The following is a 7,615-nucleotide window of genomic DNA, read 5'->3' as shown; positions in this document are numbered from 1 at the left end:
ACCAATTCCTGTCCCGCGACTCCTACACCGGCGCCCTCGCCGACCTCAACCTCACCACGTCCCCGTGGAACAACAACCGCTACGCCTACACCGGCGGCAACCCCATCTCCTACATCGAACTCGACGGCCACGCCCGCACCTGCGCTGGCATGAGCGTCGACTGCGCCGGCGGCATCACCGAAACACCCCCCAACCCGATCGGCACCAGCGGCGGCGCCGGCGGCAGTTCCGGCGGCGGCGAAAGCGGTACCAGCAGCGATAACGACGGGATCGGGCTGAGCGACATCGCCGGCTTCGCCAAGGGCTTCGGCGAACAAGGACTAGAAGAACTGCAAGGACTCTACGCCGCCCACAACTGCCTCAACCGCGACTACCAGACCTGCTCCAACATCGGCGCCGGCGCCCAGGCCATCGCCAACGACCCCACCCTGCTCTGGCAACCCATCGAAGACGACTGGAGGGCCGGCAACCAAGGCGAAGCCGCCGGCCGCGGTGGCTTCATCATCCTCAGCATCATCGCCGGCACCCGCGGCACCACCGCCGCCACCAAACCCACCGGAGCCCTCCGCCCCACCGACGACCTCGTGAGCGCAAGCTCCGCCGCAGCATCATCCACTAAGATCTATTCGAGCCGTGTGCTTCGGCGAATGGCAGACGAGCCCGGGCCGAATCATAACTTCCCGACGTCATTCGACGAGACGATCTTCTCACAGGGGACACGCACTGTGGTCCCTGACTACTTCAACAAGGCAAAGCCGAATTTGAGCAATGACTCAGTTCAATATAGAATGTCGGGCGCGTTGAATGGAAGGACTGGCGTATATGAGATATTCACGCGGCCCTCGATGAGCGGACGCACCGAGCTGATAATGCATAGGTTCTTCCGCCCGGACCCCCGATGATGATGTCAGACACGGATCGCGTTTTTCCCGCCGAGTACGAGGCTACGTACATTGACCTCCCATCGGCGGGGGACGTGGACTACGAGTTCCTTCACGAATACGGCCGCGCCATGGCGTCCACCGTATTGGTCGAACCGTGGTCGGGTCCGTCATGGACCGGATCGTTCGTCGCCCCTGATCCTCTGATAAGGCGGGCGACGTCGGGGCTGTTCGGAACTCCCAGTCCCGTGCAGCTATGTGTCGTGGAACGCGGATCGGCTTTCCTCGTGAGTGTGCTCAACCCCCGTGACTACGAATTCGTGCGCACGGATGGGCCGGTGTTAAGCGTTGAGCAGATCGTGGAGGAGTCTCGATTGCTCTTGCTGACGCCTTGGTCAATAACCGCCGTGGGCGTCGACGGCGTCGCCTGGACGACGCGTAGAGTCGCAATCGAAGGCCTCCGAGCTGACGAGGTGGCGGGCGGCTGGCTACGCGGCGTCGCTGATCCGGTTGACGATGAGCCTCGCGACTTCGCTGTCAACCTAAAGACAGGTGAGGTGGTAGGGGGTGCCTGACCGCCGGCGCCTTCGGCATTGCGGGATGGCGACCTGGCGGTACCTTTACGGTTTGGGACCGTGATGACAGATCTCTCCTCGCCCCTCGCCACCATCGAGACGGCTTTGCACGGCCTCGATCGGCAAGCTCTCCCTGCGGTCCCTGCAGGCCGGGCTTCCGGTCGAGGTCGTGCGGGCGTCGTTAGCCGAGGCATCGCTTGGTTCCGCGCCCGAGATCGAATCTCTCTACGCCTGGCGGAACGGGACGTCTACTGCGGGAGGCGTGACGTTCGATGACATCCGCCTCTTCCCAGGTTTCTACCTGTTGCCGCTCGAGGATGCGGTTGCGAACTACCGCGCCTTCGCAACAGACGCGCGGTGGACACAAGGATGGCTGCCAATCTTCGCGAACGGCGGAGGTGATTTAACGCTCTTGACCCCTTGCTGCGGCCTTCGAGCGGGGAATGTTGTACGTAGACCCGAGCGGCTAACTGGAGATGGACGATCTCGTCTTCGGCGAGCTTGCTGCCGAACTGAATCCCGACGTCGACTGGTGGAGAGACTAGATCGTCGGCTCCCGGCCTGAGGGCAATGGTCAGGAGCCGACGATCACTCACGGCGGGTTAGTGGCCCCGCTAGCTCGGGCGGGCCTAGAACGCTGGGTACGCGTTCTCCACGAGCATCGCGAACTGCTCCGGGAACCACCGGCCAGCATGCGGCGCGTTCGGCAGGGCGTTGGTCGGATAGTCCGGGTCGTACGTGCTCTGACCCTCCGGATTACACATCGCGTCATGCTTCTTGTTCGGATCGTTCGGATCCGGCTCGAAGTCAGGATCACTGACACCATCGGACTCCCCCGGCGGCTTGACCCACACATACGCGTCGATGCCCGGCCCCGGGCTGACCGTCGGACGCTCGCCGATACCGGCACCGGCCTGGTTGCACCAGCCGCCACGGTGCGGACGACGGTCGACACGGCTCTCGTCGACGTAGGTGTTGACGTCCGTCGCGTCACTCACCCCGCTCGGACGGTCCGGCCCGCCCCAGCCATTGCGCCCGGTGTCGATCAGCATCCCGATGTCGTCCGGCATACCCCGACTGATGAACGCCTCCCGGATGTCCGTGGTGAAGTCCAGCTCGTCGAAGTACGGGTTCCACTCGTAGAAGTCCGACGAGCGGATCGGGTTACCGCCGCCACCCGGTTGCAGGTTCGGATCCGGCAGGTACGGCTCCTCGATCGGGGTGTAGTTCGCCGAGTTGGTGACGAATCCGGCGACGCTATCGAATCCGGGCGCCGGTCCGTAGAAATCGCTGCTGGTCAGCGTCTGAACATACAGATCCACTGCCGGTCCGAAATTGCTGTCCCAGCCCAACCATCCGGAGTGTGCGATATCCAGGTAGTTGTACACGTTCGGAATCGCGCTCAGCTCGTTCAACGCGTACCGGATGCCGTCCCGGTACCCGCCATCGCCGGCCGCCTCCTGGCAGTCCGGGTCGTCGGAGTTGGTCACCAGGTTGGGCAGCGAGTCCACCTCGATGACCGTCGCGATCCGCAGGTCGCTGTACTCCGGCCGGCTCAAAATCTCCGCGATCGGGTCGATGTACTCCTCGCGGTAGCGCTGGAACCCGTTCTCGGAGATCAGCAGCTCACCGTTGGACGCCGACGCCGCGCAGTCCCGGTTCGGCAGGTTATAGATGACCACCTGGAACACCGTCGGCGTCGCACCGTTCGCCTGATCCTGCGCGACCGCGTTGTCCAAGTGCCCCACGAGGCCCGTGCCGTCGGTGATGGCGCCGATCCGGTCCATCCAGACGAACGTCGGATACGTCGCCACCTCCTCCATCGCCGCGCCGAGCGCACCGCCGGTGGACGACGCCTCGTCGAGCACCTGCCCGGCCCAGTCCGGGTTCACATACACGTCGGCCCCCGCGTACGGATTGTCGCTGTCTGGCGGTGGCTCCTCGCCGTCGTCACCGATGGTGAACGACGCCGAATCCGTGGCAGACAGTTCCGGGTCGCCGTCGTCGTAGGCGACCGCGGAGGCGGTGTGCGAGCCGGTGTCTAGCCCGCTCACCGTGGCCTCGTACGGTGCCGACGCGTCGGTGGCGACGACGTCGCCGTCGACGAGGAACTCCACCCGGTCGATCGTGCCGTCCGGGTCGGACGCGGTCGCCGCCAGCGGCACGGTCGCGCCCTCGTCGTACTCGGCTCCGTGCGACGGGCTGGTCACCGACACGGTGGGCGGTAGGTTGTCGCCGCCGTTGCCCGGATCGCCGGTGCAGGCCACTCCGTTGAGCGTGAACGCGGACGGGTCCGTGTAACTGCCGGTCCAGCTGCCGTTGAAGCCGACGGACGTGGATGCGCCGGTGCCGAGTGTTCCGTTCCACGCCAGGTTCTCCGCCGTGATCGACGTTCCGTCGGCGTCCCAGTTCGCCGACCACCCCTGCGTGAACGACTGTCCGTCGGGCAGCTCGAACTCCAGCGCCCAGCCCTCGACCGGATCGCCCAGGTTGTTGATGGTCACGCTCGCCGTGAACCCGCCAGAGCTCGCGCCGTCGGTCCACGTGTTGGCCGAGTAGTCCACCTCGCAGGCGACCGCCGCGTGCGCGGATGTCGCTACGGTGGCGATCAGCCCGCCGGCCATCAGGCCGGTGGCGGCGAGCAGGGCGGATGCACCTGCAAGGCGGTGCCGCCCGGAATGTCGGTCGAATCTCATCGGGAACCTCTCCTTTCGGTTGTGCTGGTCGGAACGTCCCGTCACGGCGTCTGGGCACCGAACAGGTAGGCGTAGTCGGCGAACGCCGTGGCCACGTCGACCTGCGCCCAGAACCGGTGGTAGATGAACTCCGGCGGATCGCCGCCGTCGAGGTACTCCTGCACCTTCGGCCACTGCGGGTCGTCGAGGTAGAAGGAACGGATATCCAGGAAACTCACGCCCGGCTCGATGACGTCGCCGTTCGGCATCTGACCGGACCAGCCCTCCGGGATGTACAGGCCCTGGCCGGTGTCCGGGTCGTAGACGTCGTCGAAGCGCTCGTAGTCCTCCCGGACCTCGACCGTGGCCACGCCCTGCTCGTCGCGGTGCGCGTAGAGCGCGTCGATCAGGTTCTTCGCCTCGTCGCATGCTGCGGCGTCGTCGGTGGCGGCCGCGTACCACATCAGGGTGCGGGCGAGCGACGCGGCGACGCCGACGTCCTGCCCGTAGGCCTCCACGGTGGCGTGCAGGTCCGGGTTGGGCCCGGGCCCGCCGGCCGCGCCGTCGTAATCCTCCGGCTGGCCGGACCAGGACATCTCGGCCGGGATCTCGAAGTCGGTCCCGTCGGCCGTGGTGTGCTCGACGGCCCATGCCACCCAGGCGTCCAGCAGATCACGGACGTCCTCGTCGCCGGTGATCCAGTAGTACTCGGCCACCCGCTGCATCGACCACACCTGGAAGCCGAACCATTGGTTGCTCGGCGGGTCGTGGTAGACCGGCTTCTCGTCGTAGAACATGCCGTAGAACGTGGCCGTCCCGGCCGGCGGCTCGCCGTAGTGACCTTCCCAGCTGTTGGTCGCACCGCCGGCGATGCCGCCCTCGGCGGACTGCAGCCAGCGGTAGAACTCGATCTGCCGGTCCAGGCTGTTCTCCCAGTCCTGCTCCGCCGTCGGCGACGACGGGGCCAGCGCCGGCTCGTTCACCAGCGCCCACGCGGCCACCGGGTTCTGGTAACCGAAGTGGTTGTGACTGGATCCGATCCGCCAGGACCAGTCGTTGCCCGGGTAGGAGCCGCCCCACGCGTAGTACCAGGACATCAGGTAGTGCGCGGAGTCCTTACCGGTGCCGGCCGGGCACTCGGACGCGCCCACGCAGTCACCGATCTGCTTGAAGTACTTGTCGAACATCGCGTAGCGCAGGTAGTCGCCCATCATCGCCGCCTTGTCGAGGGTGCCCGCGATCTGCGCCTGGTTGCCCTGCTCGGACGCCCACTGCTGCGCCCAGTACGCGACCTGCACGGCGCGGGCGTCGGCGTCCGGCGCGTTGGTGTAGCGCCACTGGGTGGCCGGGTCGTTCTCCTCGGCGATGAACAGGTCGAGGTAGCCGTTCTCGCCACCGAAGTCCTGGGTCTCGCAGGACGGGTGCGGCACCGTCTCCCACACCGACTCCTGCGGACCGCGCTGGAACGTGTTGATGTACGACGGGCGGGTGGTGCCGTCGCCGCAGTGGCCGAAGCCGTAGGTGTTGTCCACGTCCAGCAACCAGTGCATGCCGTAGATCTCGCCGGTGCCGTAGGTGCTCTGCAGCTCGCTGCGCAGCGGGTCTTCGCCGACTGGCACGTCCGGGTCAAGCTGGCTCGGGTACGCGTCCGGGCGGATGTGCTCCGCGGCGTACTGCGGGGTGCCGTCGACGCCCGCGCCGGGCTGGTCGTCCGAGCCCGGGATGATGTACTGCTCCATCGTCTGCCAGGCCTGGTTGAACGGATCCCACTCCCCGGTGACCCGGCCGTAGCTCGCCTCCAGCCACAGCCAGTAGCTGAACGCCTCCGACGTGGTCTCGTGGCCGTGGTCCGGAGCCTCCACGATCAACGTCTCGATCGAGTGGTACGGCACGCCCTCCGGGCTGAAGTACCCCTGGTTCTTGATCTTGTCATACTGCTCGAGGAAGCGCTGCACGTATTCGCCGCCCGCCACGTCGTCGTCCGACTCGGTGACGACGACGGTCGCCGGGGCGTGGCCGGCGGCGGACGCGGTGATCTCGGCCGTGCCGTTGACGGTGTCGTCGTCCTGTGCGGCGGTGACCGTGACCGTCTGCGCGTCGTCCCAGTCGCCGCTGGTGAAGGTGAGCGTCGTCGGCGATGCGTCGATGTCCTCGTCGCCCCCGACGGCCAGGTCGACCGCGACGTCGGCTTCCGGCTGTTCGCTCAGCCGCAGCGTGAACGTCTCCTCGCCGCCTTCGGGCACGCTGAGGCCACTCGTCGACGCGACGACGGCCGGGCCGGCAGGCTCGGTGACGGTGAAGCCGACCTCGTCCTCCGCGCTCGCCGCCGGCGAGGCGTCGTCGTACGCGACGGCTTGGACCGTGTAGTCGCCGGCCGGGAGATCGGCCATCTCCCATTGGTACGGCGCGGCGTCGTCCTCGCCGAGCAGCAGCCCGTTGCGGTAGAACTCCACCCGGGTGACCTCGCCGTCCGGATCGCTCGCCGCCGCGGCGACGGTGACGTCCGCGGGTGCGGCGAACTCCGCGCCGTCGACCGGCTCGGTGATCTGCACGGTGGGCGGTTCGTTGCCCGAGGTGTCGCCGCAGCGGGTGCCGTTGACGAAGAACTCGGCGGGCGCGCCGCCGTAGCCGGTGCCGTTGAACCCGATCGAAGCCTGCTCACCGGTGCCGAGATCGCCGTTCCAGGCCAGATTCTGAGCCGTGAGGTCCCGGCCATCCTGGCTCCAGGTGGCGCCCCAGCCCTGACTGAGTTGGGCGGCGCCGCCGGGCAGGGCGAAGGTCAGCTCCCAGCCGTCCAGCGGGTCGCCGAGATTGGTGAGGGTGAGGCTCGCGGTGAATCCGCCGCCACCGTCGCCCCACTCGTTCGCGGAGAAGTCGACGTCGCAGGCGAGTGCCGCGTACGACGTGCTCGGCACCGCCGTCATTCCGGCCGCGACCAGGACGCCGGCCGCGAATGCCGCGGTTCGGCGCCGTCTCAGGCGTGTCATGAGCGCTCCCGTCCGTCGGTTGAAAAGCCGTGGCCGGGAGTGTGTGCGGCGGAGGTGGGTCGGACAAGGCCGGCACTCCGGACGGCATCGACCAGATCGGCGCTGAGCTGCGACGATTCACAGGAAGCAAGGTGCCTGCGGATGAAACGTTCACGTGCACGGCCTCTTGGGGCACGACAGCGCGTCATCATCACTAGCGCCGCCACGCTCGACAAGCGGTGCCGTGCGACCGGTTGCGGGCACACTTCTGTCGACGACAGGGGTGCTGTGTGACGGGGGTTGTGGTCCCCAATGCTGCGCGGCGCTGCGTGATTGGCCGTGGTCCCCCGTTGCTGCGCGACGCTGTGTGATTGGCCGTGGGGATTTGAGCCGGGTCGCCGGGTCGTGCTCCCGGCTGTGCGACTCCAGGCCGCTACAAGCGGTCCGAATGCGCACGGCCACCAGCACGGCACGCCAAAAGCGCCCGTGGGCTGTCGTTACTCACACGGCCCGGCCCA

Annotated in this window: 4 protein-coding genes; 2 read left to right on the top strand and 2 right to left on the bottom strand. The window is 67.2% G+C overall.

All coding sequences use genetic code 11. From position 1 onward, the window contains the following. Both G1H10_RS31520 and G1H10_RS31515 read left to right on the top strand, forming a co-directional pair. Window positions 1–902, top strand: a 902-nt coding sequence (locus G1H10_RS31520; protein WP_163745251.1) for a hypothetical protein, incomplete at its 5' end; no start/stop codon positions are given. Continuing rightward, complete coding sequence (locus G1H10_RS31515) at window positions 899–1,456, top strand: hypothetical protein (protein WP_163745250.1); 558 nt, start codon at window positions 899–901, stop codon at window positions 1,454–1,456. The genes G1H10_RS31520 and G1H10_RS31515, both read left to right, overlap by 4 nt. Window positions 1,457–2,085: 629 nt before the next feature. On the opposite strand, the gene G1H10_RS31510 is transcribed toward G1H10_RS31515, so the two are convergent. Both G1H10_RS31510 and G1H10_RS31505 read right to left on the bottom strand, forming a co-directional pair. Next, window positions 2,086–4,152 (bottom strand): glycoside hydrolase family 6 protein, encoded by a 2,067-nt coding sequence (locus G1H10_RS31510; protein ID WP_163745249.1) that lies wholly within the window; start codon window positions 4,150–4,152, stop codon window positions 2,086–2,088. A 41-nt stretch (window positions 4,153–4,193) separates the two neighbouring features. Further along, window positions 4,194–7,118 (bottom strand): glycoside hydrolase family 48 protein, encoded by a 2,925-nt coding sequence (locus tag G1H10_RS31505; protein WP_163745248.1) that lies wholly within the window; start codon window positions 7,116–7,118, stop codon window positions 4,194–4,196. Between the last annotated feature and the right edge of the window lie 497 nt (window positions 7,119–7,615).

The organism is Phytoactinopolyspora halotolerans, assembly GCF_010550675.1.
Lineage (GTDB): Bacteria > Actinomycetota > Actinomycetes > Jiangellales > Jiangellaceae > Phytoactinopolyspora > Phytoactinopolyspora halotolerans.
The sequence above is the reverse complement of the archived record's forward strand: the minus strand, read 5'-3'. Positions and strand labels throughout refer to the sequence as shown.

Excerpts from the sequence above, each read along its gene's own strand:
- G1H10_RS31515 (WP_163745250.1), top strand. The coding sequence starts at position 899 with ATGATGATGTCAGACACGGATCGCGTTTTTCCCGCCGAGTACGAGGCT.
- G1H10_RS31505 (WP_163745248.1), bottom strand. The coding sequence starts at position 7,118 with ATGACACGCCTGAGACGGCGCCGAACCGCGGCATTCGCGGCCGGCGTC.
- G1H10_RS31510 (WP_163745249.1), bottom strand. The coding sequence starts at position 4,152 with ATGAGATTCGACCGACATTCCGGGCGGCACCGCCTTGCAGGTGCATCC.